The 26,350-nt window shown below is 71.3% G+C and carries 19 protein-coding genes and 1 riboswitch; of the genes, 6 read left to right on the plus strand and 13 right to left on the minus strand.

Annotated elements, in window-relative coordinates:
- The first annotated feature begins 46 nt into the window (after window positions 1–46).
- Window positions 47–2,644: a rifamycin-inactivating phosphotransferase gene (gene rph, locus OG792_RS13375; protein ID WP_329109808.1), complete on the plus strand. Its 2,598-nt coding sequence runs from the start codon at window positions 47–49 to the stop codon at window positions 2,642–2,644.
- A 165-nt stretch (window positions 2,645–2,809) separates the two neighbouring features.
- Here rph and trpA read toward each other — a convergent pair whose 3' ends face one another.
- The 5 genes from trpA to OG792_RS13400 form a co-directional block, all read right to left on the minus strand.
- Window positions 2,810–3,604 (minus strand): tryptophan synthase subunit alpha, encoded by a 795-nt coding sequence (gene trpA, locus OG792_RS13380; RefSeq protein ID WP_329109809.1) that lies wholly within the window; start codon window positions 3,602–3,604, stop codon window positions 2,810–2,812.
- Window positions 3,601–4,917 (minus strand): tryptophan synthase subunit beta, encoded by a 1,317-nt coding sequence (trpB, locus tag OG792_RS13385; RefSeq protein ID WP_329109810.1) that lies wholly within the window; start codon window positions 4,915–4,917, stop codon window positions 3,601–3,603. The genes trpA and trpB overlap by 4 nt, the downstream gene beginning before the upstream one ends.
- Window positions 4,918–5,340: 423 nt before the next feature.
- A complete protein-coding gene (locus OG792_RS13390; RefSeq protein ID WP_329109812.1) occupies window positions 5,341–5,622 on the minus strand; it encodes a DUF6295 family protein in 282 nt (93 codons plus the stop codon).
- Between the two features lie 37 nt (window positions 5,623–5,659).
- Window positions 5,660–6,403: a dienelactone hydrolase family protein gene (locus OG792_RS13395; protein WP_329109813.1), complete on the minus strand. Its 744-nt coding sequence runs from the start codon at window positions 6,401–6,403 to the stop codon at window positions 5,660–5,662.
- Between the two features lie 318 nt (window positions 6,404–6,721).
- Entirely contained in the window at window positions 6,722–7,438 is a 717-nt protein-coding gene (locus OG792_RS13400; RefSeq protein ID WP_329109815.1) for a DUF981 family protein, read from the minus strand.
- Between the two features lie 502 nt (window positions 7,439–7,940).
- Here OG792_RS13400 and OG792_RS13405 point away from each other — a divergent pair.
- Entirely contained in the window at window positions 7,941–8,801 is an 861-nt protein-coding gene (locus tag OG792_RS13405; RefSeq protein ID WP_329109817.1) for a PhzF family phenazine biosynthesis isomerase, read from the plus strand.
- Window positions 8,802–8,909: 108 nt separating this feature from the next.
- On the opposite strand, the gene OG792_RS13410 is transcribed toward OG792_RS13405, so the two are convergent.
- The 4 genes from OG792_RS13410 to OG792_RS13425 are packed head-to-tail and all read right to left on the minus strand — an operon-like array spanning window position 8,910 to window position 13,132.
- The gene (locus OG792_RS13410) at window positions 8,910–10,214 is read right to left on the minus strand and encodes a CaiB/BaiF CoA transferase family protein (RefSeq protein WP_329109818.1); all 1,305 of its coding nucleotides are present in this window, start codon (window positions 10,212–10,214) and stop codon (window positions 8,910–8,912) included.
- 40 nt (window positions 10,215–10,254) lie between these two features.
- Window positions 10,255–11,022 carry an ABC transporter ATP-binding protein gene (locus OG792_RS13415; protein WP_329109820.1) on the minus strand — a complete coding sequence of 256 codons (768 nt, stop codon included), beginning with the start codon at window positions 11,020–11,022 and terminating at the stop codon, window positions 10,255–10,257.
- The gene (locus OG792_RS13420; protein ID WP_329109821.1) at window positions 11,022–12,098 is read right to left on the minus strand and encodes a FecCD family ABC transporter permease; all 1,077 of its coding nucleotides are present in this window, start codon (window positions 12,096–12,098) and stop codon (window positions 11,022–11,024) included. Before OG792_RS13420 ends, OG792_RS13415 begins: the two co-directional genes overlap by 1 nt.
- 2 nt (window positions 12,099–12,100) lie before the next feature.
- Entirely contained in the window at window positions 12,101–13,132 is a 1,032-nt protein-coding gene (locus OG792_RS13425) for an ABC transporter substrate-binding protein (protein ID WP_329109822.1), read from the minus strand.
- Between the two features lie 30 nt (window positions 13,133–13,162).
- A riboswitch (cobalamin riboswitch) is annotated at window positions 13,163–13,372 on the minus strand.
- A 123-nt stretch (window positions 13,373–13,495) separates the two neighbouring features.
- Between OG792_RS13425 and OG792_RS13430 the strand changes: the two genes are divergently transcribed.
- Window positions 13,496–14,761: a low temperature requirement protein A gene (locus OG792_RS13430; RefSeq protein ID WP_329109823.1), complete on the plus strand. Its 1,266-nt coding sequence runs from the start codon at window positions 13,496–13,498 to the stop codon at window positions 14,759–14,761.
- Window positions 14,762–14,792: 31 nt separating this feature from the next.
- Here the strand turns inward: OG792_RS13430 and OG792_RS13435 are convergent, their stop codons facing one another.
- Window positions 14,793–15,776 carry a tripartite tricarboxylate transporter substrate binding protein gene (locus OG792_RS13435; protein WP_329109825.1) on the minus strand — a complete coding sequence of 328 codons (984 nt, stop codon included), beginning with the start codon at window positions 15,774–15,776 and terminating at the stop codon, window positions 14,793–14,795.
- A gap of 241 nt (window positions 15,777–16,017) precedes the next feature.
- Between OG792_RS13435 and OG792_RS13440 the strand changes: the two genes are divergently transcribed.
- Both OG792_RS13440 and OG792_RS13445 read left to right on the plus strand, forming a co-directional pair.
- Complete coding sequence (locus OG792_RS13440; RefSeq protein WP_329109826.1) at window positions 16,018–17,577, plus strand: sensor histidine kinase; 1,560 nt, start codon at window positions 16,018–16,020, stop codon at window positions 17,575–17,577.
- 31 nt (window positions 17,578–17,608) lie between these two features.
- Window positions 17,609–18,286, plus strand: coding sequence for a response regulator (locus OG792_RS13445; protein ID WP_329109828.1), 678 nt, complete (start codon window positions 17,609–17,611; stop codon window positions 18,284–18,286).
- Window positions 18,287–18,328: 42 nt separating this feature from the next.
- Here the strand turns inward: OG792_RS13445 and OG792_RS13450 are convergent, their stop codons facing one another.
- From OG792_RS13450 to OG792_RS13460, 3 genes are read right to left on the minus strand one after another with little or no spacing between them, the layout of a single operon-like run.
- Window positions 18,329–19,879: a tripartite tricarboxylate transporter permease gene (locus OG792_RS13450; protein ID WP_329109829.1), complete on the minus strand. Its 1,551-nt coding sequence runs from the start codon at window positions 19,877–19,879 to the stop codon at window positions 18,329–18,331.
- Complete coding sequence (locus tag OG792_RS13455; RefSeq protein ID WP_329109830.1) at window positions 19,876–20,508, minus strand: tripartite tricarboxylate transporter TctB family protein; 633 nt, start codon at window positions 20,506–20,508, stop codon at window positions 19,876–19,878. The genes OG792_RS13450 and OG792_RS13455 overlap by 4 nt, the downstream gene beginning before the upstream one ends.
- Window positions 20,508–21,593, minus strand: coding sequence for a Bug family tripartite tricarboxylate transporter substrate binding protein (locus tag OG792_RS13460; protein ID WP_329109831.1), 1,086 nt, complete (start codon window positions 21,591–21,593; stop codon window positions 20,508–20,510). Before OG792_RS13460 ends, OG792_RS13455 begins: the two co-directional genes overlap by 1 nt.
- Window positions 21,594–21,890: 297 nt before the next feature.
- On the opposite strand from OG792_RS13460, the gene OG792_RS34680 reads away from it, so the two are divergent.
- Complete coding sequence (locus tag OG792_RS34680) at window positions 21,891–26,333, plus strand: DUF7507 domain-containing protein (protein WP_442932409.1); 4,443 nt, start codon at window positions 21,891–21,893, stop codon at window positions 26,331–26,333.
- The last annotated feature ends 17 nt before the right edge of the window (window positions 26,334–26,350 follow it).

Consider the following 26,350-nt stretch of genomic DNA (forward strand, 5'->3'; position numbering starts at 1 on the left):
GCGACCTCGAACCGCCGAGGAGTATGGCTGCCCCGGCGGTGTCGCGATGATCGAGCAGTATGTGTTGGATCTACACGAGGTTGACCAGACGCGGGTCGCGATCGTCGGCGGCAAGGGCGCGCACCTGGGCGAGCTGTCGCGGATCGAGGGCGTCCGGGTGCCGGCCGGGTTCTGCGTGACGACGGACGCGTTCCGGCGGATCATGGCGGAAGCGCCGTCGATCGACGATCTGCTCGATCGGCTGTCGCGTCTGAACCCGGACGACCGGGAGGCGATCCGTACGCTCAGCGCACAGATCCGCCGGACCATCGAGGGGATCGCCCTTCCGGGCGACCTGGCGGCGGCGATCACCCGCGCGCTCGCCCAGTCCGGCGAGCAAGCCGCCTACGCCGTGCGGTCCAGCGCGACGGCGGAGGACCTGCCGACGGCCTCCTTCGCCGGTCAGCAGGACACGTACCTGAACGTCGTGGGGCCGGCGGCGATCCTGCGGCACGTCGGCCGGTGCTGGGCGTCGCTGTTCACCGAGCGGGCGGTGACCTACCGCCGGCGCAAGGGCATCGACCACCGTACGGTCCGGATGGCCGTGGTCGTGCAGCAGCTGGTCCTCCCGGACGCGGCCGGCATCCTGTTCACGGCCGACCCGGTCACGGGCAACCGGAAGGTCGCCACCGTGGACGCCAGCTTCGGCCTCGGCGAGGCCCTGGTCTCCGGCCTGGTGAGCCCGGACGTCTTCAGGGTGCGCGACGGCGACATCGTCGCCAGGACGATCGCCGCCAAACAGCGTGCCATCCACCCCCTACCGGCCGGCGGTACGCGGGAAGTGGCGATCGACCCGCAGCGGCAGGAGCAGCCGGCGCTGACGGATGCGCAGGTCGTACGGCTCGTCCGGCTCGGGCGGCGGATCGAAGCGCACTTCGGCCGCCCGCAGGACATCGAATGGTGCCTGGTCGACGACGACTTCCAGATCGTGCAGAGCCGGCCGATCACCACGCTGTTCCCCATCCCCGAGACCGGCGACCAGGAGAATCACGTCTACGTCTCCGTTGGTCACGGGCAGATGATGACCGACCCGATGAAGCCGCTGGGGCTCTCCGTGTGGCGGCTGACGGCCATGGCGCCGATGCAGGAGGCCGGCGGGAGGCTGTTCGTCGACGTCACCCCGCGCCTCGCCGCGCCCGCGAGCCGCGCCGGCCTCCTGGACGCCCTCGGGCGAGGCGATCCGCTGATCAGGGACGCGCTGGAGACAGTCCTCGACCGCGACGACTTCGTCCCGACGCTGCCGGACGCGGGCCCCGGCGGGCCGCCGGCCAGCGGCGCGTCCGCCCCGATCGAGCCCGATCCGGCCATCGTCGCCGAGCTGATCGAACGCAGCCAGACCTCCATCGCCGCCCTGCGGCGCGACATCCGGACGAAGACCGGACCGGCGCTGTTCGACTTCCTGCTAGAGGCATTCGAGGAGCACAGGCGAGTCCTCGGCGATCCGCTGAGCATGCGGGCGATCATGGCGGGGATGGAGGCCACCTGGTGGCTCAACGACCGGCTGGGGGAATGGCTGGGCGAGAAGAACGCGGCCGACACCCTCACGCTGTCCGCCCCCGGCAACGTCACGTCGCAGATGGGACTGGCGCTGCTCGACGTCGCGGACGTGATCCGCCCGTACCCGGCGGTGGTGGCGCTCCTGCGGGACGTCGAGCACGACGGCTTCCTGGACGAGTTGCCGAAGGTCGCGGGCGGGACCGAGGCGCGCGACGCCATCGAGGCATACCTCGACCGGTACGGCATGCGCTGCGTTGGCGAGATCGACATCACGAGGCCGCGCTGGAGCGAACGCCCCACCACGCTCGTGCCCCTGATCCTCGACAACATCAAGCTCTTCGAGCCGGGCGCCGCCGAGCGGCGCTTCGAGCAGGGACGGCAGGCGGCGCAGAGGAAGGCGCAGGAGGTGCTGTCACGCCTGCGGGCGCTGCCGGACGGGGAGCACAGGGCCGACGAGACCAAGCGGATGATCGACCGGGTCCGGACCTTCATCGGCTACCGGGAGTACCCGAAGTACGGCATCGTCAGCCGCTACCTCGTCTACAAGCGGGCCCTGCTGGAAGAGGCCGAGCGCCTCGTACGGGCCAACGTGCTCGCCGAGAAGGAGGACGTCTTCTACCTCACGTTCCAGGAGTTCCACGACGTCGTGCGCGCGAACCAGGTGGACGACCAGCTCATCCGGCAGCGCCGGGAGGCGTTCCGGTCCTACCACGCGCTCACCCCGCCCCGGGTGCTGACCTCCGACGGGGAGGCCATCGCCGGGGCGTACCGACGCGACGACGTACCGAGCGGTGCCCTGATCGGCCTGGCGGTCTCCGCCGGGACCATCGAGGGACGCGCCCGCGTCATCCTCAACATGGACGAGGCCGATCTCGAACCGGGTGACATCCTCGTCACGCCCCACACGGACCCGAGCTGGACGCCCCTCTTCGTCGCCATCACCGGCCTGGTGACGGAGGTCGGCGGATTGATGACACACGGCGCGGTGATCGCCCGCGAGTACGGCCTACCGGCCGTCGTCGGTGTGCTGGATGCCACCCGGCTGATCTCCGATGGGCAGCGGATCCGCGTGCGCGGCGGCGACGGGTACGTCGAGCTTCTGTCCTGACCGACGGTTTCGCCGGGATGGCCCGCCGCCCGGCGGAAGCAGGGGGTCAAAGGTCAGTGGTCTGCCGACCTTCGACCCCCACGTCTACCAACAGCATTACGCGGTCGTCTGCGGCGTCAACGGGCTCGAACACCGCCGAACATGTGTCCCTGGGCCGGCGAGGGATCAGGCGGAGCGGACGCCGGAGGACAGGTCCCTGGCGACGGCTTCGACGGCGGCGAGGGCGGAGGGGCGGTCGGGGGCGTCGAGCAGGGCGCGGACGAAGGCCGAGCCGACGATGACGCCGTCGGCGAAGGCGGCGACCTGCGCGGCCTGGATCCCGTTGCTTACCCCGAGACCGACGCAGACCGGTACGTCGGTGACCGCCTTCACCCGTTCGACCAGGTCTCGAGCGCCCGCCCCGACCGAGTTGCGCTCACCGGTCACGCCCATCAACGAGGCCGCGTAGACAAAGCCGCGTGACGCGTTCGCCGTCATCTCCAGCCGCTGCGGGGTGGAGGTGAGCGCCACCAGGTAGACCCGGTCCAGGTCGTGCGCGTCCGAGGCGGCCTGCCACTGCGCCGCCTCGTCCGGGATCAGGTCCGGTGTGATCAGCCCCGAGCCGCCGGCGTCGGCCAGGTCGGCGGCGAACCGGTCCACGCCGTACCGGTCGACCAGGTTCCAGTAGGTCATCACCAGTGCGGGCGCGCCGGCGTCGACCACCCCGCGTACGGCGGTGAATGCGTCCTGGGTACGCGTACCGGCGGCCAGTGCCGCCTCGGTGGCGCGCTGGATCACCGGGCCGTCCATCAGCGGATCCGAGTACGGCAGGCCCACCTCGACGATGTCCACGCCCCCGGCCACCATCGCCCGCATAGCGGCGACCGAGGTCTCGACGTCGGGAAACCCGACCGGCAGGTAACCGATGAGCGCGGCGCGGCCCTCGGCCCGAGCCTTCTCGATGGTCGTACGGACGGTCACTTGGCCGCGTCCTCTCCGTGCGCCGCGTCGGCCGCCCCGGCCGGTGCGGGGGTGGCGTCCGGCGCGGGCGCGCCGTCCAGCAGACCGAAGTACCGGGCGGCGGTGTCGACGTCCTTGTCACCGCGACCCGACAGGTTGACCAGGATGACCCCGTCCGGGCCGAGTCGGCGGCCCTCGCGCAGCGCGCCGGCCAGCGCGTGCGCGCTCTCGATCGCCGGGATGATCCCCTCGGTACGGGAGAGCAGCAGGAACGCCTCCATCGCGTCCGCGTCGGTCACCGGTTCGTAGCGGCCCCGACCGATCTCGTGCAGCCAGGAGTGCCCCGGCCCGACGCCCGGATAGTCGAGCCCGGCGGAGATCGAGTGGCTCTCCACGGTCTGACCGAACTCGTCCTGGAGGATGAAGGAGCGGCTGCCGTGCAGCACGCCCGGCGCGCCGCCGCTGATCGCCGCCGCGTGCCGGCCGGTGTCGACGCCGTCGCCACCCGCCTCGAATCCGACCAGTTCGACCTCGCTGTCGTCGAGGAACGCCTGGAAGATCCCGATCGCGTTGGAGCCGCCGCCGACGCAGGCGCAGATCGCGTCCGGCAGCCGGCCGACCAGGTCGAGCACCTGCTGCCGGGCCTCGATCCCGATGATCTTCTGGAAGTCGCGCACCATCGACGGGAACGGGTGCGGCCCGGCCACCGAACCGATCAGGTAGTGCGTGTTGTGCACGTTGGTGACCCAGTCGCGCATGGCCTCGTTCATCGCGTCCTTGAGCGTGCGCGAGCCCGCCGTGACCGGGATGACGGTGGCGCCGAGCAGCCGCATCCGGGCCACGTTCAGCGCCTGCCGCCGGGTGTCCTCCTCGCCCATGTAGATCACGGCTTCGAGGCCGAGCAGGGCGGCGGCGGTCGCGGTGGCCACGCCGTGCTGGCCGGCGCCGGTCTCGGCGATCACCCGGGTCTTACCCATCCGTACGGTGAGCAGCGCCTGCCCCAGCACGTTATTGATCTTGTGGGACCCGGTGTGGTTCAGATCCTCGCGCTTGAGGATGATCCGGGCACCGCCGGCGTGCGCGGCGAACCGCGGCGCCTCGGTCAGGATGCTCGGCCGACCCGAGTAGCTGCGGTGCAGCTCGTCGAGCTGGGCGACGAACTCCGGATCCACCAGTGCCGCCCGGTACGCGGCGTCCAACTCCTCCAGCGCCGCGATCAGCGCCTCGGGCACGAACCGCCCACCGAACCGCCCGAAGTACGGGCCGGTCTGCGCGGAGAGCGGGGCGGCCGGGGCCGCGGGATCCTGTGCGGTGTTGTCGACAGTCTGAGTCACCGGGTCCTCATCAGTTCGGATCGGTTGGGTCGCGATCAGCTCGGATCGTCAGGTCGCGGCGGCCTGGCGTGGCCCGAGTGGGACGGCGCGCCGGCGGGGTGCCGCCGTCGGCCGCCGGTGACCACCGTCGTCCGGGTCGCGTCGCGCGGCGGAAACCCGCCAGCGCCGGGGCGGCTCGCAGCGGCGGCGGTCGCTCGGCGTGAGGATGACCCTGGCCGGGCCACCTTCTGCCTGCGGGCAAGCTTACTTTCCGTGTTGAGCCGCTCCGACGCACCGGATCCGACCCTTCCCGAGGATCAGGACGCCAGCCCTCCTCGTCGGCTTTGGTGATGCCGTGCACGGTGATTCCACCGATCAGGACGCGGGCCTCCGGAGGACCGGGACGCCGGCCTTGGATGGATCAGGACGCCGGGCGGTTCCGGATCAGGCCGCCGGGCGCGGGGCGCTGGCCAGGCCGGGCGGTGCGCTCGCCAGCGCCGCCTGGATCGCGGCGATCAGGGCCAGCGCCGATTCCTCGGTCAGCTCCACCGCCACCCGGGCGGCCGGACCGGCGGCCGGATTGACCAGGTCGATGTTCACCGTGTGCTCGTACGGGGCGTGCTGTGGGTGGTCGACGTACACGGTCGCCCCGGTGAGCCCGAACCAGCCGGTCGGTCCCTTGCCGCTGCCGTCGATCTCGATCTTCTCGGTGACGTAGGTGCACATGTCCGGCTCCTTCTCGGGCGCTCGGGTGACGGGCGGATCAGGCGCTCAGGTGGCGGTCGAACCAGGTGAAGATCTGCTGCCAGCCCTCGACCGCCGCCTGCGGGCGGTAGCTGGGCCGGTCGGTGGCGAAGAAGGCGTGCCCGGCGTTGTCGTACGTGTGGAACTCGAAGGTCTTGCCGAGCCGGGTCAGCTCCCGCTCCAACTCGGCGGTCTGCTCCGGCGACGGGTACTTGTCCTGCGCACCGAAGAGCCCGAGCAGCGGGGCGGAGAGCCGGTCGGCCATGCCCAGCAGCGGCTGGAACGTCGCCGGCATCCCCGCCGGGGGCGTACCGACCACGAACGCGCCGTAGCAGTCGACCGCCGCGTCCAGCGGCAACTGGCAGGCGGCCAGGAACGCCTGCCGGCCGCCGGAGCAGTGACCGATCACGCCGACTTTGCCGTTGCTCGACGTCAACCCCTTCAGGTACGCCGCCGCACCGGCCACGTCACCGACCAGCCGTACGTCCGGCACCCCGCCGTTGGCGCGGGCGGCGGCGGCCGCGTCGTCGGGGCTCGCGCCGGGCGCCTCCCGGCTGTACAGGTTCGGGCAGAGGGCCAGGTACCCGTGGTGGGCCAGCCGCCGGGTCATCTCCTTGGTCGCCTCGTCGTAACCGGGCATGTGGTGGATCACCACCACCGCGCCGTACGGGCCGGGGCCCAGCGGCCGGGCCAGGTAACCCTCGATCTCGTCGCCGTCGGCCCCGGCGAGGGTGACCGTCTCCGCCAGCATCGCGTCGTACATGATGGCCTCTGATTTCCGCGCGTTCACGTGCCTGGCCGGTACTCCGGCCCGGACCCGGTCAGCTTAGATCAACTGGATCGACCAAACCGGGCAGGCCGTCGGCACCGCGAATCGACGGCGCGGACGCGGGAATCCTGCTCACCGGCGACCCCGACGCGGCGCTGACCGCCGCCGCCGTACGCGATCCCGGTCCCCCGTCGGCCGGACCGGGATCGCCACCGGCGGGCGGCGGTCAGCGGGTCGGACGCGACCCGGTCGGGCCGCTCGTGGCGGACACCGACCTGGTCACGCTGCATATTCAGCTGGTGCGGGCGGGGCTCACCAGCGGTAGTCGGGGCCGTCCGAACCGAAGTTGATCAGCATTCCGGTGTGGGTGTAGAAGTTCATCGCGCTGAACATGGCGAACCCGAATCCGGCGATGGTCCAGCACCAGTAGAGGGTGAGCCAGGCGGCCCGGCTGTTGCCGCGTACGGCGGCGGGGAAGAGCAGGCAGCCGACGGCGGCGGGGCCGTAGAGCAGCAGGGCGAAGAAGAGGTTCTCCACTATCGGCAGGGCGTTGAGCAGCCCGGTGATCGGCTCCTCGCGGGGCGCGCCGCCGACGACGTTGAAGCGGACGATGGCCAGCGTGCACCAGACCAGGATGATGCCGAGCCAGAACACCACCCAGCCCACCGGGGCGAGCACCGCGCGCAGCGCCGTCACGTCCAGTTCCTCGTCGTCGCGCCGCCGGCCGAGGTACCAGGCGGCGGCGAGCAGGATGACACCGAGCAGCAGGGTCGGCTCGCCGAAGATCGTGTCTATGTAGTCCTTGGCGGGGGCGGAGGGATGCCAGATCGTGGTGACGAAGCCGAGCGAGGTGAGTACGACACCGAGGATGCCGAACGTCGCCGCCCAGCCGCTCGGACTGACCGGCAGGTTGCCCAGCAGCAGCAACGGGGGTCGTTCACCCCGTACCACCGCCCAGAAGCGCGGTACGAGCAGCAGCGCGACGCCGGCGCAAGCGCCCATCAGGGTGTTGAACATAATCAGCCGCATGGTGTCTCTCCTTGTCGTGCGGCGAGAACTGCCATCGTGGTGCCGTCCGAACCGAACGTGTCGCGGTAGGGAAGGAGGCTGAAGAGGATGGGATCCGGCTGCCGTGGGGCGGGTGTCACCAGGGCTGCGGATGGGTGCCTACGGAGGGCTTTCGGGGTTGCTCGTGATCGGTGATCAGTCTGCCCGCGGTCGTCGTCCGGCGACCGCCGGTATCGGTTGGAACTGACCACCGCCGGTCCCCGATATATGCAAGTCTGTCAACAATGTGAGCCGCGGTCGCGACCCGGTCGATGAATGAAAATGAACTATTCTCGGACTCACTCACATCGGTGCTCCGAGCTGCGGATCCACCCCCTCACGTCCTGCTCTGAGCTGCGGATCCACCTCCCCGGCCGCGGGGTCGCCGCCGGCTGGTCCAGCGGCCGCCGATCGGTCATGGCCGGTCCAGCGGGCGCGAATTGGTCGTGGCTGGGCGCCGTGGGCCGCGCGTAGGGTCGCGATCATGGAGATCCTGCGGTACGCCGCCTTCAGCGCCGACCCGAGCGGCGGAAACCCGGCCGGAGTGGTGCTCGACGCGACCGGCGTGGACGGCGACGAGATGCTCCGGGTGGCCGCCGAGGTGGGCTACTCCGAGACCGCCTTCCTACTGCCGCGCGGCGACGACCGGTTCGACATCCGCTACTTCAGCCCGTTGGCGGAGGTGCCGTTCTGCGGCCACGCCACCATCGCCACCGCCGCCGCGTACGCCCAGCGGCACGGCGCCGGGCGGATGCACCTGTCCACCCGCGCCGGTCTGATCGACGTGACCACCGCGTTCACTCCGGACGGTACGACCATCGCCACGCTGACCAGCGTCGCTCCGCGTACCGATCCGATCGTGGCCGCCGACCTCGCCGAGCTGCTCGCGGCCCTGCGCTGGGATTCGGCCGATCTTGACCCGGCCCTGCCGCCACGGGTCGCCTTCGCCGGTGCCCGGCACCCGGTGATCGCGGCGGCAACCCGGCAGCGGCTCGCCGACCTGGACTACGACCTGCCCGTGCTGGCCGCCCTGATGGCTCGCCACGACTGGACCACCGTCGACCTGGTTTGGCGCGAGTCACCGACGGTCTTCCACGCGCGCAACCCGTTCCCGCCCGGCGGCGTGGTCGAGGACCCGGCCACCGGCGCCGCCGCAGCCGCCCTCGGCGGCTACCTGCGCGAGTTGGGCCTGGTCACCCCACCCGCGATCGTCACCATCCACCAGGGCGCCGACCTCGGCCGCCCCAGCGTCCTCACCATCGGCATCCCCGCCACCCCCACCTCCGGCATCACCGTAACCGGCCCCGCCGTCCCCCTCCCCGCCCCTCCCCCCGCGTTGATCTAGGGCATATGGGGGTGATCAGAGATCAACAAGCCCCCATACGCCCTAGATCGACGCGGAGAGGGGTGGGGGGGAGGGGGGAGGGGAGGGGGGAGGGGGAGGAGAGGGGGGTTATGCGATGGTTTTGGTTTGGTGGAGGTGGGTGATGGTGGTGGGGGAGAGGCCCAGTTCGGTGAGGATTTCGTCGGTGTGTTCGCCGGGGTGGGGTGGGGGGCGGCGGATCGCGCCGGGGGTACGGCTGAGCCGCGGTGCCGGGGCGGGTTGGATGGTGCCGGCGTGGGTGACGAAGACCCCGCGCGCGGCCAGGTGCGGATGCTCCGGTGCCTCGTCCCAGTCCAGTACCGGGGCGACACAGGCATCGCTGTGTTCCAGGAGCGCCGCCCACTCGTCCCGGGTCCGGCTGCGGAACAGGTCCGCCCACGCGGCCCGGTCGTCCGGCCAGGAGTCCGGATCGAACCTGGCTTCCCCCGCCCCGGACGGCGGCCGGAATCCGGTACGAGCGACCAGCTCGGCGTAGAAGCGCGGTTCCAGTGCGCCGACGGCGACGAACCTGCCGTCGGCGCACTCGTACGTGTCGTAGAAGGGTGCCCCGCCGTCGAGCAGGTTGGCCCCGCGCTCGGGTCGCCACATGCCGAGCCCGCGCAGACCGTGCAGGGCGGTCGAGAGCAGGGTGGCACCGTCGACGATGGCGGCGTCGACGACCTGTCCGGCACCGCCGGCGCGTACGTCGAGCAGTGCGCAGACCACCCCGAAGGCGAGCATCATCCCGCCCCCGCCGAAGTCGCCGACCAGGTTCAGTGGCGGCACCGGGCGTTCGCCGGCCCGGCCGATGGCGTGCAGGATCCCGGTCGGCGCGAGATAGGTGAGGTCGTGTCCGGCGTACCCGGCGTTCGGGCCGTCCTGCCCCCAGCCGGTCATCCGGCCGTAGACCAGCCGGGGATTGACCTGGTGACAGTCGGCTGGGCCGAGGCCGAGCCGTTCGGTCACCCCGGGCCGGAACCCCTCCAGCAGTACGTCGGCGTCGCGGACCAGATCGAGTACGAGCTGCCGCGCGCCGTCGGCCTTCAGGTCCAGCCCGATCGAGCGGCGGCCCCGGTTGAGCAGGTCGGGATGCGGGGTGCCGAACCTGTCCGGGCGCACCTCGGCGGCCCGGTCCACCCGGATCACGTCCGCGCCCATGTCGGCCAGCATCATCGCGGCGAACGGCCCCGGCCCGATGCCGGCCAGCTCCACCACCCGCACCCCGCGCAGCGGACCACCGCCCGAGCGGTCCGAGGCGTCCGAGCGGTCCGAGGCGTCCGGGGCGTCCGAGCCGCCTGAGGCATCCGAGGTGCCCGAGCTGTCGGAAGGAGGAAGGGGCGAACCAAGAGGCGAGCTGCCGGCGGGCGGGTCGACGGTACGGGGTCGTTCGGGCATCTTGCCACGATAGGCGTATCCGACCGACCGGTCGGGGCGGTCAGTCCGTGGGCGGGTGGAAGGTCAGGGACGGTCGACCCGTGGTCGGGTGCGTACCGACGTCGGCGTGCACGGTGAACACCTCGCGGAGCAGGTCCGGGGTGAGCACCTCGGCGACCGGGCCGGCGGCGGCGACCCGACCCCGGTGCAGCACCACCAGCGTGTCGCAGAACATGGCGGCGAGGTTGAGGTCGTGCAGCGCGGCCAGCGTGGTCACCCCGGAGCGGCGTACCAGGTGCAGGAGCTGCAACTGGTGTCCGATGTCGAGGTGGTTGGTCGGCTCGTCCAACAGCAGCAGCTCGGGCTCCTGGGTGAACGCGCGGGCGAGTTGCACCCGCTGGCGCTCGCCACCGGAGAGGGTGTGCCAGCGTCGCCGTGCGAACCCGGCCAGGTCGACCCGGTCGAGCGCGGCGTACGCGGCGGCCAGGTCGGCGGCGCCCTCACCCCACCACGAGCGCCGGTGCGGGGTACGGCCGAGCAGGACCACGTCCAGCACGGTCAGGTCCAGATCGGTGTCGGCGTACTGCTCGACCAGGGCGAGCCGTCGGGCCAGGTCACGCCGGTCCAGGCCGGTGAGGTCGTCCCCGCCGAGCAGCACCGTGCCCCGGTCGGGGGTGGTGAGCCGGGCGATCAGGCGCAGCAGCGTGGTCTTCCCGGAGCCGTTCGGCCCGAGCAGCCCCACCAGCGTGCCGGCCGGCACCGAACAGGAGACCCCGTCGACGATCAACGTGCCCCTGACCGACCAGCTCAGTCCGGCGGCGGTGAGCATCAGCCACGCACCTCCCGGCGGCGCATCAGCACGACGAAGGCGGGCACTCCGAGCAGCGCGGTGAGCACCCCGACCGGCAGTTCCCGTGGCTCGAAGAGGGTCCGCGCCACGGTGTCGACCCAGATCAGGAAGACGGCGCCGACCAGGACCGACACCGGCAGCAGGCGGCGGTGGTCCGGCCCGGTGAAGAACCGGACGGCGTGCGGCAGGATCAGCCCGACGAAACCGATGGCCCCGCTGATGCCGACCAGGGTGCCGGTGAGCAGCGCCGCGCAGACCAGTAGCAGCCAGCGGACGCGGGTGACGTCGACACCGAGGCTGGCGGCGGCGTCCTCGCCGAAGGCGAAGGCGTTCAGCGTACGGGCGTGCCAGAGGAAGAGCAGCATGGTCACCGCGAGGGCGAAGCAGCCGTACGCCAGCGGGGTCCAGGCGGATCGGGCGAGCGAACCGGAGAGCCAGAAGGTGATCTCCTGGGTGGCGTGCGGATCCGCCTGCCAGATGATGACGAACGAGGTGACCGCCGCGCAGAGCTGCCCGATCGCCACCCCGGCCAGGATCATCCGGGTCGGCGCCAGCCGGACGCGCTGGCTGGCCACGACCAGCACGAGCGCGAACGCCCCGAGCGCGCCGACGAACGCCCCGGTGGAGACCGCCCACAGTCCGGCGCCGAACCCGGCGACGACGACCAGGACCGCGCCCAGTGACGCGCCGGAGGAGATGCCCAGCAGGTAGGGGTCGGCCAGCGGGTTGCGGGTCAGGGTCTGCGTCACCGCGCCGACGGCGGCGAGCCCGGCCCCGACCACCGCCGCGGTGAGCACCCGGGGCAGCCGCAGCTGCCAGACGATGTGGTCCCGCAGCAGTGGCACGTCGGAGTGGACCAGTCCGAGGTGGTCCCCGATCACCGACCAGACCGTAGCCAGGGACAGGTCCGCCGGGCCGATGGTGACCGCCACCCCGGTCGACAGGACCAGGGCGGCGGTCAGGCCCAACAGCAGCCCCGCGTAACCGGCGGCACCGGTCCGACCGGCGGCGCCGGCACGGGAGGCGGTCAGGTCAACCCGCCGGTACGCGGTCACGGTCAACCGCCGGTACGCGGCGCCACGGCGGCGAGCCCGTTCGCCAGCCCCTCGATCGCGGTCACGTTGCGGATCCCGGCCGAGGTGGCGGAGAAGGGGATGGTGACGAACCGCTTGTCCCGTACCGCCGGCAGGTCCCGCAGGGTTGGACTCGCCTCCAGGTAGGTCTGCTTCCCGGCGGCCGGGCTCCACTCGGCGTCGATCAGCACGATCACGTCGGGGTTCCGTTCGACGACCGCCTCCCAGCTGGTGTCGCCCCAGCTCCCGGTGACGTCGGCGAAGATGTTCCGCGCCCCGACCGCCGACATGATCATTCCGGGGGCGCCGCAGCAGGCACCCGCGCTCGGCGCGTCCGTACCGTCGTCCCACCAGAAGACGGACACACCGGCGCGCGGCTTGGCGGCGGCGGCCGTGATTCGGGCGCGTTGGGCGTCGACCAGGGCGGTGGCCCGGTCCGGCACCCCGAAGACGGTGGCGACCTCGCGGATCTCGTCGAACACGTGGTCGACGGTCAGCGTCGCCGGCCTGGCGTCGGCCGGGCAGCCGGCCGGGGACAGGTAGCTGCCGATGCCGAGGGTCCGCAGGGCGGCCCGGTCGCCGGCACCCTCCTCGCCGAAGGCGCTGGCGAAGGAGCCGTAGACGAAGTCCGGCCCGACCTCCAGCAGCTTCTCCTTCGACGGGTACTCCTTCGCCAGCACCGGCACGGCGCGGTAGGCGTCGGCGTACTCCGGCAGGATGGTGTCGTCCAGGTAGGCCGTACCGATCAGGCGGTCGCCCAGGCCGAGCGCGAGCATGATCTCGGTGGCCGCCTGGTTCATCGTCACGACCCTGGCCGGCACGGCGGTGACCGTGACGTCGAAGCCGCAGTTCTTCAGCGTCACCGGTCCGGTCGACGCCGACCCGGCGACGTCCGTACCCCGTGGTTCGTCGCTGCCGCCGCAGCCGGCGGCGAGCGCCGCCACCGCGACCAGGGCGACGATGGCCGGCGCGGGTACGCGTCGGCGGGACTGCGGTCGGGATGCGCGCACGCGCATGGGGACCACCTCTCCAGCACCTCGTGGATGGGTCTGTTCGGTGCCGTGGCCGGTCTCCTGGCTGACGGGTGACACGTCGTCGGTCAACCTTCCCGGGCGGCTGCCCAGTGGTTGCCCGGTCCGTCGCCGCGCGTGGCGCGCCGGCGTCCGGGCTCAGACCAACGACTTCCCGATCACAGTGGCGAGGGCCGCTCCGGTTTCGCACCGGTCTTCCCGAGCACCACGGCAGCGACACGCTAGCGGCGGCGCCCCGCCCGCCGCCATTCGCAGCGACGATTCTCACGGCGTAGACGACCCTGGATCGGGCCGCGTGATCTGGTCGCTCCGGCTCCGGCGACGCACCGTGATCGGTATGTTGATCTGGTGCGGCAGCCGCAGTCGGACAAGGGGGTGACCTGGGAGGAACTCTTCTTCGACCTGGCCTTCGTCTTCGCCGTCACCCAGATCACCGCCGAGCTGTTCGCCGACCACGACTGGCTCGGCGTGGCCCAGGGGCTGATCCTGTTCATCTCGATGTACTGGGCCTGGGTCGGCGTCACGATCTACGCCAACCAGCGCGACATCGGCAACGTACGCGACCGGGTCGTCATCTTCACCCTCGGCTTCGGCAACCTCGTCCTGGCTCTCGCCATCCCCGGCGCCTTCGACGATCGTGGCCTGCTCTACGGCGTCAGCTACGTGATCATTCGGGTGCTGCTCGCCGGGTTCGCCCTCAACAACTTCCGCGAGTGGCGGGGCTTCTTCGTCGGCCCGTACGGGGTCGGCGCCCTGATCTCCGGTCCGCTGCTGCTGATCGGCGGCATCGTGGACGGCGACGCCCGGATAGTGCTCTGGGCGACCGCCTCGGCGATCGACATCTTCAGCCCGTTGGTGCTGCGCCGGCAACTGGCCAAGTTCCGGGTCCGGCCGGTGCACTACACCCACCGGTACGGGCTGCTGCTCATCCTCGTCCTCGGCGAGTCCGTGGTGCAGGTCGGCGCGGTCGCGTCCAGCCTGCCGCTGACCTGGCCCCGGATGATCGCCGTCGCCGGCTCGTACGCGCTCGCGTCCGGGCTCTGGTGGGCCTACTTCATCCACGGTCTCTGGGCGTTCCGCCGGGCGGTGGTCCAGTCCGAGGGGCACGGCGACGTACGCCGTTCGATCCTGCTCTACGCGCACCTGGGCTTCAGTTGCGGGATCATCGCCATCTCGGTCGGCCAGGCCGAGGTGGTCCGGTCACCGCTGAGCGGGATGAGGATGGGCGACGCGGCCCTGCTCTACGCCGGATCCGCGCTCTTTCTGGGCACCTTCGCCTACACCCACTGGCGGCTGCACCGGACGGTGGCCTGGCGCCGCCTGCTCGCGGCCACCGCCTGCCTGGTCTTCTTCCCCGTCGCCACGCTCATCCCCGCGCTGGCCGCGCTGGTCACCCTGGCCGGGGTGATCATCGTGGTGAACGTGGTGGAGCAGGCGATCCTGCGCCGGCACGGCGCCGGCCGGTTCTCCGGTATCGGCCCGTACCGCCCGGACGGCGCCGAAGCCGAGGTCAAGGCCGAGATCGACTCCGACTCCGGGGCCGAGGGCGGGGTGCGGATCGGGCCGGGGCGGGAGGTCGACACCACCGACAACGGGCCGATCGTGAGCGACTGACCGGCGCCGCACCGGTTGCGCCCGCGCCCCGCTACTGCGTTTCGGTCAGGCCGAGGCCGCCGAGCAGGTGGTCGAGGCGGTCGTTCTCCGTACGCAGGAAGTCGCCGAAGGCGTCGCCGTCGAGGTAGGCGTCGGTCCAGCCGTACCTGGCCAGGGCGGTGTGCCACTGGGCGGAGTCGTGCAGCCGGGCGATCGCGTCCCGCATCGCCGCCACGTCCCGCTCGGCGAGTCCGGGCGGGGCGACGATGCCGCGCCAGTTGCTGAACAGCACGTCGACCCCCTCCTCGCGCAGGGTCGGGGCGAGGATGCCGGGAACCCGGTGCTCGCTGGTGACGGCGAGGACCCGCAACTGCCCGGAGTTGATCTGGTCGGCGTACTCGCTCAGGCCGGAGACACCGAACGCCACCTGGTGGTGCAGGATCGCCGCGAGCAGGTCGCCGCCGCCGTCGTACTGCTGGTAGGCGACCTGCCGGGGCGGGATGCCGACGGCGTCCGCGACCAGCATCGGGGCCAGGTGGTCCGGGCCGCCGGCCGACGACCCGCCACCGACCGGTACGGCCGCCGGGTCCGCCCGCCAGGCCGCGATCAGCTCGGCCAGGTCCCGGTACGGCGACTCGCGGGTCACCACCACGATCGCCGGCTCCTCGATCAGCCGGGCGATCGGCGTGGTGTCCTGGAGCGTCACCGGGGCGCTCCCGGTGTACTGGCTGCCCACCACCCCGAGCCCCATCAGCATCATCAGCCGGCCGTTGCCGCGTTCGTAGCCGAGCCGGCGCAGACCGACCACGCCTCCGCCGCCGGGCAGGTTGAACACCTCGACCCCGCGGATCACCCCGGCGTCCTCCAGCGCCTTGGCGGCGATCCGCGCGGTGACGTCGTAACCGCTGCCCGGCGCGTTCGGCACCAGCACCCGCAGTTCGGACAGGTTGTCGGCGGGCCGTCCGACGTCGCACCCCGGTACGCCGACCAGCAGCAGGCCCAGGCCGACCGCGACTGCTCGGGTCAGCCGTCGCATTTCGATCCTCCTCTGCCGGTTTCTCCCGCCCTGGGGCCGTCGAGTGCTGATAGCTGACGTCCGGCGGAGGTACCTGACGATCCTGCTCGTCCGGCGGCCGGTTGTCATCAGCCGGGGCTCGGGTAGTTTTCGGTTGACTCCGGCGCCGGTCGGGCGGACGCTACCCAGCACGCCCGTCCGGGTCCGGTATATGCCCGTCCCGGCGCCTCGTGGCTGCCGGCCCCCCGGCGGAGGAGGAGCGATGCGTCAGCGGATGTCCCTGGCCGGTCAGTTCCTGCTGCTCCAACTCGGCATCGTGCTGCTGGTCGTCGGCGCGGTCGCGGCCGTGTCGATCGCCGAATCCGACGCGGCGTTCCGCCGCGAGGAGGGCGCCCGGCTGCGCTCGGTGGGGGAGAACGCGGCGATCAACCGCACCGTACGGCTGGGGCTCGGTGACCCGGCCGGGCAGGAGGCGCTGGCCGCGGTCGCGGAGAGCGCCCGAGCGGTCTCCGGCGCCTCGTACGTGCTGATCGCCGACGCCACCGGCAAGCTCGTCACCGGTCCGGACGCCGGCACCCCGGCGGTGCTCGGCACCAGCGACGGGCTCGCCGGCCGGTCCTGGGTCGGTGTCGTCGACGACGGCTCCAAGGCGCTGGTCGCGCACGTGCCGGTCCTCGACGAACGGGACGGCGCCTTCCTCGGCCTGATAGTGGTCGGCGACGTCTATCCCACGCTGCCCGAACAGCTCGCCGCCGGGTTCACCAACCTGCTCACCTACCTGCTGCTCGGCGGGGTGCTCGGGGTGGCCGGGTCGCTGCTGCTGGCCCGCCGGGTGAAGCGGCAGACGCTGGGCCTGGAACCGGACGAGATCACCGGTCTGGTCGAGCACCGGGAGGCGATGCTGCACGGCATCAAGGAGGGCGTGCTCGGCACCGACGCCGCCGACCGGGTCACCCTGGTCAACGACGAGGCCGTACGCCTGCTCGGGTTGCCGGCCTCGCCGGTCGGGCAGTCGCTGCACGCCCAGCCGATGGAACCCCGGCTGCGCGACGTACTCACCGGGCGGGTCAGCGGGGTGGACCAGATAGTGCTCAGCGACGACCGGGTGCTGGTGCTCAACCGCCGGCCGGTGCTGGTCCGGGGCCGGCGGGTAGGTTCGGTGACGACGCTGCGGGACCGGACCGAGCTGACCGCGCTGCGCCGCGAACTCGACGTCAGCCGGCACACCACCGACACGCTGCGGGCCCAGGCACACGAGTTCAGCAACCGGCTGCACACCATCGCCGGGCTGGTCGAGCTGGGCGAACACGAGGAGGTGGTCCGCTACATCACCCGGGCCAGCCAGGTGCACGAGGAGCTCAACCGGGAGGTGACCAGCCTGATCCGGGACCCGGCGCTGGCCGCGCTGCTGATCGCCAAGGCCAGTCTCGCCGCCGAGCAGGGCGTGCAGCTGGTGATCTCCGCCGAGTCGGACCTGCCGGTGGTCGACGAACGGCTCGCCGGTGATCTGGTCACGGTGATCGGCAACCTGATCGACAACGCGCTGGACGCGATCGAGCCCGGCGGCCGGGTCGAGGCGGGGGTACGGGTGCACGACGGCGAGGTTCACGTGACGGTCAGCGACTCCGGTCCGGGCGTACCGCCGGAGTTGGTCGAGCAGGTGTTCCGGCAGGGCTACAGCACCAAGGACGAGTCCCTCGGTCACCACGGCCTCGGCCTCGCCCTGATCCGGCTGATCTGCCAGCACCGGGGCGGCAGCGTGCAGGTGCGCGGATCGTCGTTCGTGGCCCGGCTGCCGCTGGTCGTCGGGGCGCCGGCATGATCCGGGTGCTGGTAGTGGACGGGGCGTCGGCGTGATCCGGGTGTTGGTCGTGGACGACGACTTCATGGTGGCGAAGGTGCAGTGCGGGTTCGTCGACCGGGTGCCGGGCTTCGCCGTCGCCGGGGTGGCGCACACCGGCGCCGAGGCGCTCGCCGAGGTCGAGCGGCTCCGGCCGGACCTGGTGCTGCTCGACATCTACCTGCCGGACGTCTCCGGGCTGGAGGTGCTGCGTCGGCTGCGCGAGGGCGACGCGGTGGTGGACGTACTCGCGGTGACGGCGGCGCGGGACGTGAACACCATCCGGACCGCGTTGCGCAGCGGGGTGGTGCACTACCTGATCAAGCCGTTCAGCTTCGACGCGCTGCGCGACCGGCTGGAGCGGTACGCGGTCGCCCACCACGGGCTCGCCGGTTCCCGCGAGGTGGCCCAGGACGACGTCGACCGGCTCTTCCTGGCGCTGCGCCCGGCACCGCCGATCGAGCTGCCCAAGGGGCTGACCCGGCCGACCGCCGACCTGGTCGCCGAGGCGCTGCGGACGGCCGGCGGAGACCTGTCGGCGACCGAGTGCGCGGACCGGGTCGGCCTGTCCCGGGTCAGCACCCGCCGCTACCTGGAGCATTTTGTCGGCGCGGGCAAGGCCGGGGTGAGCCTGCGGTACGGCTCCGCCGGCCGACCGGAACGTCGTTACCGGTGGACCGGCGGAGCCTGAGCCTTCCGCCGAGCGTGGTTCAGTCGTCCTCGTGCGGCTGGTTCAGTCGTCCTCGCCGAAGGCGAGCCGCTGCACCGATGCCGCCGACCGGCCGCGCATCCGCGCGATGATCCTCGGCAGGTACGGCACCAGCACCGCCAGCACCACCAGCGAGAGCAGTACGGCGGTCAGCGGCCGGGTGACGAAGACGCTCAGGTCCCCGTTGCTGAGCACCAGGGTGCGCCGGAACTGCAACTCCATCATCGGGCCGAGGATGGCGCCGAGGATGACCGGTGCGATCGGGAAGTCGTAGTGCCGCATGAAGAACCCGATCACCCCGATCCCGTACGCGATCAGCACCTGGGTGATGTCGTTCGACGCGGCGTACACACCGAGGGTGGCGAAGACCAGGATGCCGGCGTAGAGAACCGGGCGGGGGATCTGGAGCACCTTCACCCAGAGCCGGATCAGCGGCAGGTTCAGCGCCAGCAGGAGCACGTTCCCGACGTAGAGCGAGGCGATCAGCGCCCAGACCAGCTCGGGTGACTTGTCGAACAGCTGCGGGCCGGGTTGCAGGTTGAAGATCTGGAACGCGGCCAGCATCACCGCCGCCGTGGCCGAGGTCGGAATACCCAGGGTCAACAGCGGCACGAGTACGCCGGAGAAGGCCGCGTTGTTCGCCGCCTCCGGACCGGCCACCCCCTCGATCGCGCCCTTGCCGAACTCCGCCTTGTTCTTCGAGCGGTACTTCTCGAAGGTGTAGGAGAGGAAGGTGGGGATGTCGGCGCCACCGGCCGGCAGCGCGCCGAACGGGAAGCCGACGGCGGTCCCGCGCAGCCAGGGCCGCCAGGAGCGGGACCAGTCCGACCGGCTGAGCCAGCCGAAGCCGCCCCGACCCGGCTCCAGCGGGGTGACGTGCTCGGGCAGCTGCCGCAGCCGGCTCGCCACGTAGAGCGTCTCGCCGATGGCGAACAGCCCGACGATGATCACCACGACGTCGATGCCGTCGAGCAGTTCCAGCGTGCCGAAGCTGAACCGGGCCTGGCCGGTGAGACCGTCGAGGCCGACCAGCCCGAGGAACAGCCCCAGGCTGAGCGAGAGCAGCCCGCGGACCAGGGACTTGCCGACCAGCGCGGTGACCGCGACCATGGCCAGCAGGGCCAGCGCGAAGTAGTCCGCCGCCCGGAACTCGACCGCCAGCGCGGCCACCGGCCGGGCGAAGAGGGTGAGCAGCAGGGTGGAGATGGTGCCGGCGACGAACGAGCCGATCGCGGCGGTGGCCAGCGCGGCGCGGGCCCGACCCCGCCGGGCCATCTGGTAACCCTCGATGGCGGTGGCGACCGAGGCGGACTCACCCGGTGTGTTCAGCAGGATGCTGGTGGTCGAGCCGCCGTACATGGCGCCGTAGTAGATCCCGGCGAACATGATGAACGTACCGATCGGGTCGTCCAGGTTGAAGGTCACCGGCAGCAGCAGGGCGATGGTCAGCGCCGGCCCGATGCCGGGCAGTACGCCGACGAAGGTGCCGAGGGTGACCCCGATCGCGGCGTACAGCAGGTACTGCGGCTCCAGCACGGTGCCGAAGCCGCCGATCAGGTCTCCGAAAACGTTCACAGCGGCAACACTCCGGCCGGCAGCGAGATCTCTAGCAGTTGGGTGAAGCCGAGATAGATGGCGACGACCAGCGGCACCGCCACCAGCACGTCCCGGATCGAGTGGTGGCTACCGAGGATCCGGGCGGCGGCGACGAAGAAGACCGCCGAGGCGAGTACGAAGCCGACCGGTTCGAGGACGAGCACGTACCCGAGCAGGGCCACGCTCAGCAGGACCGGGGTGAGCCACTGCACCGGCCCGGTCGCCTCCGTCTCGTCAACCAGCTCGGGCTCGTCAACCAGCTCGGGCTCGTCGACCGGCGTGTCGGTCGGGACCGGGCGGTCGGCGGGTGCCGGCTCGGCGGCCGACTCCGCCTCGACCGGGGCGTCGCCGGTCGGACCGGCGGGGCGGACGAACTGGCTGACCAGGTACCAGGCGGAGAGGACCACCCAGCCGGCCGTCACCACCAGGGGCGCCAGCCACGGCCCGTGCGCCGAGAAGTCGCCCTCGGCGGAGTCGTACGCGGTCCAGCACAGGAACAGCCCGACCACCAGCAGTACGGCGCCGAGGATCCGGGGTCCCCACGGCGCCCGGGGGAGGGCGACCCGCGGGTCGACCCTCCCCTGTGCGTCAGTTGTCGGCAGAGCCATTAACCGGCCAGGCCGATCTCGCTGAGGACCGTGGTGATCCGGTCGTTCTCGCTCTCGAAGTACGCCTTGGCCTCGTCGCCGCTGCGGTAGAAGTCTTCCCACTTCTGGTCGGTGAGGGTCTGCTTCCACTGCGCCGACGAGTGCAGGTCGTCGATCAGCTTGATGATGGCGGCCCGCTCGCCGGCCTTGATCCCGGGCGGCGCTACCACTCCGCGCCAGTTCATCAGCTCGACGTCGTACCCGGATTCCTTGATCGTCGGGGTCGGCTTGCCGGCGCCGACGTCGATGCCGGCCGAGCCGGAGACCGCCAGGGCGCGCAGCTTGCCGGACGCGACCAGGTCGGAGTACTCGCTCGCGCCGGAGACGGCCGCGGTGAGGTCACCGGAGAGCAGGGCGGCCTTGGACTCGCCGCCGCCGGAGTAGGCGATGTACTTCATCGCCTTGGGGTCGGCGCCGGCCGCCTTGGCGAGCAGGCCGATCAGGATCTGGTCGGTGCCGCCGGCCGAGCCGCCGCCCCAGTTGATCGACGTGGGGTTCGCCTTGGCGTCGTCCATGAGCTGTTGCAGGGTGGTGTACTTCGACGCGGCCGGGACCACAATCACCTCCTGCTCGGCGGTGAGCGTGGCGATCGGCGTGACCTGGCTCAGCTTGACCGGGGACTTGTTGGTCACCACGCCGCCGATCATCACCAGGCCGGTGACCATGAGCTGGTGCGCGTCGCCCTTGTTCTTGGTGACGAGCTGGGACAGGCCGAGGGTGCCGCCGGCGCCGGGCACGTTGTAGACCTCGACCGACTCGGTGACCAGCTTGCTGTCGGTCAGCGCCTTCTGCAACGACCGCGCGGTGCTGTCCCAGCCGCCGCCGGGTGCCGCCGGTGCCATCAGTTCCAGGGTGGTGGTGGGGTACTTGACCGCCGCCGCGTCGGAGCCGGCGTCGTCGCCGTCCTTGGCGCAGCCGCCCGCCGCGAGCGCCAGCAGCGGTACGCACACCAGCGCGGCGACCCGATGCCGGACCGCCGGTCCACGGCCGGGCGAGTACGGGCCGCCGCGGGATCGTTGGCCCGCCGTGCCTCGAACGTCTGTCATCGCTATCTCCTCGGCCGGGATCGTCATCTGTTGCCGCAGCGTTTCCACTGGGTTGCGTGAATGCTTCCGGTCCGAGTGACTCCGGTCACGGTTGCGGTCGCGGAGTTCGTTGTGGTCTTTGTGGTCACGGCCGGCGCTCGGGCCTCCGGGGTTCGGGGTGTACGGGGCGTCCGGGGTTCGGGGCGGGCGAGAATCGCCGGTGAGTCGCTCGATCGGGCGAAGCCCGTTCCAAGGTCGAATCTCCCAGCGGACTGCCTCGTTGCAACGGCGATATGAATCGCACTAAACGGGGGCGTAATGGGAATTTCGACAAGGTCCAGGAGGCGCTGGTCCCTGGCACTGGCCAGCGCGGTGACGGTCGGGCTCGGCGTACTGCTGCCGCAGCCGGCCGAGGCCGCCCCGGTGGGACCGGTGAACCCGGTCGCCGCGGCACTGAGCTTCGGGGTGATGACCGAGGGCAACGCGAACGTGGTGACCAACGAGAACGAGGGCACCCTCGCCGTCGGCGGTGACCTGAGCTTCGGCAACTACCAGGTCGCCGGCAGCAGCGTCGGCTCGTTCACCGTCCCCGGCGACGCCCGCCCCACCGCCCTGGTCGTGGGCGGCCGGGTGAACTTCACCGGGAGCGTGCCGGGCAGTCGGCTACAGGTGCAGCAGGGCGGGTACGCCAAGATCGGCAACCTGACCGGGACCTTCGTCCGGGATCTCGACAACAACCAGGCGTCGGTCAACACCCGCATCCTGCCCGCCGACGACTACGACGCGTCGCCCCGGATCGAACTGACCACCCAGCAACCGGTGAGCAGCGTCGGCCCGACGTCCCCGATCGACTTCGCGGCCGCCTTCAGCACCTTCCGTACGACCTCCACGGACCTTGCCACCTGCGACAACACCCTGCTGTTGCGGACACCCAACGGGGATCCGTTGCCCGAGCCGATCCCACCGGGCAGCAACGCGGTCGTCTCGCTCACGCCGGGCGTGACCAACGTGCTCGACCTGACCGCCGCCGACCTCAACAACATCGCGATCCTCACCTTCACCACCCCGCCGACCGCGACCACGCCACTGCTGATCAACGTTGACACGACCGGGATCGGCAACAGCTTCGCCTGGACCGCACCCAACTTCTCCGGCGTCGGCGGACAGGACGCCCGCTACATCCTGATCAACTTCCCGACCGCCACCTCGCTCACCCTGACCCCGGCCGCGGCGACCGTCGAGGGCAGCATCTACGCCCCCAACGCCGACCTGGTCGACCTGTCCCCGACCAACACCGAGGGCAGCGTCATCACCCGCTCCTTCGACCACCAGGGCGGCGAGGTCCACTACTTCCCCTTCGCCACCACACTGGCCTGCAACGGTGAACCGGCGGCCGGCATCTCGGTCGTGAAGTCCTCCACCACCACGGCGATCACCACCGTCGGACAGCAGGTGCCGTACTCGTACCTGGTCACGAACACCGGTCAGGTGACGTTGGAGAACGTCAACGTGACCGACGTACAGACGCCGCCGTCGTCGAACGCGAACCTGGGCCCGATCACCTGCCCGGTCACCGACCTGGCGGTGGGCGAATCCACCACCTGCACCGCCACCTACACGGTGAGCCAGGCCGACCTGGACAACGACGCGCTCACCAACACCGCGATCGCGCACGGCAACCCAAAGGACTCGCCGACCCCGGTGGACTCGGCACCGTCGTCGCTGACCATTCCCGGTGCGGCGGCCATCGCCTCCATCGCGCTGGTCAAGTCCTCCACCACCACCGCGATCAACGCGGTCGGCCAGCAGGTGCCGTACGCCTTCCTGGTGACGAACACGGGCCAGCTCACGCTGTCCAACGTGAACGTGACGGACGTGCAGACGCCGCCGTCGTCCAATGCGAACCTGGGTCCGATCACCTGCCCGGTGACCATCCTGGCGCCCGCTGCGTCGACCAGCTGTACGGCGACGTACACGGCGACGCAGGCGGATCTGGACAACGGGTCGGTGTCGGACACCGCGACCGCGCACGGCACCCCGCCGCAGTCGCCGAGCCCGATCGACTCCGCCCCGTCCACGCTGACCATTCCGGCGGTGTCACCCACCCCGGGGATCGCACTGGTCAAGTCCTCCACCACCACGGTGATCAATGCGGTCGGCCAGCAGGTGCCGTACGACTTCCTGGTGATCAACTCGGGAGAGGTGACGCTGTCGAACGTGACCGTGACGGATGTCCAGACCCCGCCGTCGTCGAACGTGAACCTGGGTCCGATCACCTGCCCGGTGACCACGTTGGCGCCCGGAGACTCGACCACCTGCACCGCGACGTACACCGTCACGCAGGCCGACCTGGACAACGGGTCGGTGACGGACACCGCCACCGCGCACGGCACCCCGACCGGCTCGCAGACCCCGATCGACTCACCACCGTCGTCGCTCACCATCGCCGACGGCGTACTCCTCGACTCGATCTCGGTAGTGAAATGGTCCACCACCACGCTGATCTCGTCGGTCGGCCAGCAGGTGCCCTACACCTTCACCGTGGTGAACACCGGCCGGCAAACGCTGAGTGATGTGAACGTGACCGACGTGCAGGCGCCGCCGTCGTCGAACGCCGGCCTGGGGCCGATCACGTGTCCGGTGACCACGTTGGCGCCCGGGGTGTCGACCACGTGTACGGCGACGTACACGGCGACGCAGGCGGATCTGGACAACGGGTCGGTGTCGGACACCGCGACCGCGCACGGCACCCCGCCGCGGTCGCCGAGCCCGATCGACTCCGAGCCGTCGACACTGGTGATCCCGTCGGTGGCACCGACCGCCGCGATCTCGATCGTGAAGTGGTCGACCACCACGGCGATCACGGCGCTCGGCGAGCAGGTGCCGTACCAGTTCCTGGTGACGAACACGGGCCAGGCCACGCTGTCCAACGTGAACGTGACGGACGTGCAGACGCCGCCGTCGTCCAACGCGAACCTGGGTCCGATCACCTGCCCGGTGACCACCCTGGCGGCGGGTGCGTCGACCATCTGCACCGCGACGTACACCGTCACCCAGGCGGACCTGGACAACGAGTCGGTGTCCGACACCGCGACCGCGCACGGCACACCCGCCGGTTCGCAGACGCCGATCGACTCGGCACCGTCGCCGCTGACCATCCCGGAGGCCGAGGGACTGTCCTCGATCGCCATCGTGAAGGCGTCCGCCAGCTCGGTGATCTCGCGGATCGGCCAGCAGGTCCCGTACTCGTTCCTGGTCGCCAACACCGGGCAGGTCACGCTGTCGAACGTGAACGTGACGGACGTGCAGACGCCGCCGTCGTCCAACACGGACCTGGGGCCGATCACCTGCCCGGTGACCACCCTGGCTCCCGGAACGTCGACCACCTGCACCGGCACCTACACGGTCAGCCAGGCCGACCTGGACAGCGGCTCGGTCGCGGACACCGCTATCGCGCACGGCACCCCGGCCGGGTCGCAGACCCCGGTCGACTCCGGGCCATCGGTGCTGACCATTCCGGCCATCACCGCCGGGGCGATCACGGTGGTCAAGTCGTCCACCACGACGGCGATCACCTCGGTCGGCCAGCAGGTGCCGTACGAGTTCCTGGTGACCAACACCGGCAACGTCACCCTGACCGGCGTCACCGTGACCGACACCCTGACCCCGCCGGCAAGCCCGGCGAACCTGGGTCCGATCACCTGCGGGCCGACCAATGTCCCCAACGGCTCGGTCACCCTGGGCAACGGTGGCACGGTCACCTGCCGGGCCACGTACACGGTCTCCGAGGCCGACTACAGCGGTTCGGCCGTGACGAACGTGGCGACCGCGACCGGCACGCCGCCCTCGGGACCGGCGCCGGTCTCGCCCGGCTCGACGGTGAGCATCCCGGTGGACCCGGACCCGGCCCTCAGCCTGGCGAAGTCGGCCGACCCGAGCACCGTCAACCGGGCCGGTGACCAGGTCGTCTACCGGTACGACGTGACCAACATCGGCAACGTGGCGCTGACCGCGATCACCGTCGACGAGACCGCGTTCTCCGGCACCGGCACCCCGGGGCCGATCGACTGCGGGAGCCCCGACCTTCCGCTGGCACCCGGAGGGGAGCGGGAGTGCGTCGGCACCTACACCGTCACCCAGGCCGACATCGACGCGGGACAGATCACGAACACGGCCGTCGCGCTCGGCACCCCGCCGACCATCCCCGGCCAGCCGCCGCCGGACCCGGTGCAATCCGCACCCTCCTCGGCCATCGTGACGGCCACCGGCGACGCCTCGCTGACCGTGGTGAAGTCGTCCGGCACAAAGGTGATCTGGAAGCCGGGGCAGCAGGTCCCCTACACCTTCCTGGTCACCAACACCGGTTCCGTACGGCTGACCAACGTGACGGTGACCGACCGCCTGGTCGCCCCGGCGGATTCGGCGAACCTCGGCCCGATCACCTGTGGCCTGACCGGTGTGCCGAACGGCTCGGTGACCCTGGCCGCCGGTGACTCGATCACCTGCCGGGCGACCTACACCGTCTCTTGGGAGGACTACAGGCACGGCTCGGTCCGCGACGTCGCCACCGTCACCGGCACACCACCGTCGGGGCCGGCACCCGTGTCACCGGAGTCGACGCTGACCATCCCGGTCAAGGCAAAGCACCACCTGCCCGTGACCGGCCCGGCCGCCGGGCGGTGGATCACGATCGGACTGACGTCGGTGCTGCTCGGAACGGCACTGGTGCTGGCCGGCGTGCGCCGCCGGGTCCGTACGTGACCGGGCGGTGATCGCGA

Origin of the sequence: Micromonospora sp. NBC_01699, assembly GCF_036250065.1 — a bacterium.
Lineage (GTDB): Bacteria > Actinomycetota > Actinomycetes > Mycobacteriales > Micromonosporaceae > Micromonospora_G.

Excerpts from the sequence above, each read along its gene's own strand:
- rph (WP_329109808.1), top strand. The coding sequence starts at position 47 with ATGATCGAGCAGTATGTGTTGGATCTACACGAGGTTGACCAGACGCGG.
- OG792_RS13390 (WP_329109812.1), bottom strand. The coding sequence starts at position 5,622 with ATGTGCACCTACGTCACCGAGAAGATCGAGATCGACGGCAGCGGCAAG.
- OG792_RS13395 (WP_329109813.1), bottom strand. The coding sequence starts at position 6,403 with ATGTACGACGCGATGCTGGCGGAGACGGTCACCCTCGCCGGGGCCGAC.
- OG792_RS13400 (WP_329109815.1), bottom strand. The coding sequence starts at position 7,438 with ATGCGGCTGATTATGTTCAACACCCTGATGGGCGCTTGCGCCGGCGTC.
- OG792_RS13405 (WP_329109817.1), top strand. The coding sequence starts at position 7,941 with ATGGAGATCCTGCGGTACGCCGCCTTCAGCGCCGACCCGAGCGGCGGA.
- OG792_RS13410 (WP_329109818.1), bottom strand. The coding sequence starts at position 10,214 with ATGCCCGAACGACCCCGTACCGTCGACCCGCCCGCCGGCAGCTCGCCT.
- OG792_RS13415 (WP_329109820.1), bottom strand. The coding sequence starts at position 11,022 with ATGCTCACCGCCGCCGGACTGAGCTGGTCGGTCAGGGGCACGTTGATC.
- OG792_RS13425 (WP_329109822.1), bottom strand. The coding sequence starts at position 13,132 with ATGCGCGTGCGCGCATCCCGACCGCAGTCCCGCCGACGCGTACCCGCG.
- OG792_RS13435 (WP_329109825.1), bottom strand. The coding sequence starts at position 15,776 with ATGCGACGGCTGACCCGAGCAGTCGCGGTCGGCCTGGGCCTGCTGCTG.
- OG792_RS13440 (WP_329109826.1), top strand. The coding sequence starts at position 16,018 with ATGCGTCAGCGGATGTCCCTGGCCGGTCAGTTCCTGCTGCTCCAACTC.
- OG792_RS13455 (WP_329109830.1), bottom strand. The coding sequence starts at position 20,508 with ATGGCTCTGCCGACAACTGACGCACAGGGGAGGGTCGACCCGCGGGTC.
- OG792_RS13460 (WP_329109831.1), bottom strand. The coding sequence starts at position 21,593 with ATGACAGACGTTCGAGGCACGGCGGGCCAACGATCCCGCGGCGGCCCG.
- OG792_RS34680 (WP_442932409.1), top strand. The coding sequence starts at position 21,891 with ATGGGAATTTCGACAAGGTCCAGGAGGCGCTGGTCCCTGGCACTGGCC.